We start from the raw sequence: 1,132 nt of genomic DNA, 5'->3' as shown, positions 1-1,132 counted from the left end.
GACCTGGACGCGCCGGGCGCGCTCGCCGCGGTCGACGCCTGGGCGGACGCGGCGCTCGCCGGAACCGGCGGCGACGCCGAGGCTCCGGCGCGGGTCCGCGCGATCGCCGACGCCCTCCTGGGCGTCGCACTGTAGAAGGTCCTGTCGCACCAGGCTCTGAGGAAGGCCCCGTCCACTTCCGGACGGGGCTTTTTCGATGCCGCCGTCCGCGCCGCGCTTCCGGGGTCCGCCGCGCCTTCCGGGTTTCCGCCGGGACCTTCGGCGCGCGGCGCGGATCAGAGCGTCCGCGTCGGTGCGGCCTCGCGTGCGCTCCGCGCCTTCCGGGCCTCGCTCGCCTTGCGGGCCTTGCGGGCCTTGCGGGCGAGGCGGCGCCGGGACCGCCAGAGGATCAGCGGGACGCCCGCGCGGCGCATCCGGCCGGGGACGAGCCGGTAGGCGAACGCGCCGGCGCGCAGCAGGAACCAGAGGATCCGGTCGCGCCGCGGCCCCCACGGCAGTCCGTACTGGACGCGGACGGGCTCGGGCAGCAGCCCGGTCGTGACGAACCGGTTGAGCCACAGCGCCGGTCCCAGCCAGCGCAGCTTCCGCGACCACAGGACGGCCCGCATGACCTCGCGTCCGGCGTCCGTGACCTCCAGTCCCGCGACCATGCCGTCGAAGTACCGGCGGAACGCCTCGCGGTCGGCGGGCTGGGCGTCCGGCGGGCAGCCGAGCACCTCGGCGACGTACCGGGCCTGGTCGACGTAGGCGGCGCCGAGGTCGCCCTCGGGGGAGCCCAGGATCTCCTCGTACACGTACAGGGCGGCGTCGGTGAGCGTCGCGTTCACCCAGACCTGGAGGTCCGGGTCGTTGCCGGAGTAGCCGGGGCCGGTGATCCGGTCGTGCAGGCGGCGCACGCCGCGGCCGAGGCGGGCGGCCTCCTCGTCGGTGCCGAACGCGGTGACGGTGAGGAAGTCGAGCGTGCCGAACAGCCGGTCGAGGGGCCGTTCGCGCAGGTCGCTGTGGTCGGCGACGCCCTGGGCGATCTTCGGGTGCGCGACCTGGAGGAGCAGGGCGCGGCCCGCGGCGAGCATCACGGCGGGCTCGGCGGCCAGCAGCCGCAGCGCGGCGCGGTCGCGGGGCCGGACGGGCG

1 protein-coding gene and 1 pseudogene are annotated in these 1,132 nt (G+C 76.7%); one reads left to right on the top strand and one right to left on the bottom strand.

What is annotated here, in order from left to right; genetic code table 11:
* A pseudogene (locus DZF91_RS42225) lies at window positions 1-135 on the top strand (cysteine--1-D-myo-inosityl 2-amino-2-deoxy-alpha-D-glucopyranoside ligase); the annotation flags it as partial.
* A 140-nt stretch (window positions 136-275) separates the two neighbouring features.
* Here DZF91_RS42225 and DZF91_RS23455 read toward each other — a convergent pair.
* Window positions 276-1,132: oxygenase MpaB family protein (locus tag DZF91_RS23455; protein ID WP_147341312.1), on the bottom strand; the 857-nt coding region annotated here is incomplete at its 5' end.

Source organism: Actinomadura logoneensis (assembly GCF_003428695.1).
GTDB lineage: Bacteria > Actinomycetota > Actinomycetes > Streptosporangiales > Streptosporangiaceae > Spirillospora > Spirillospora logoneensis.
Note: the sequence above shows the minus strand (reverse complement) of the source record. Positions and strands in the feature narration are given on the sequence as shown.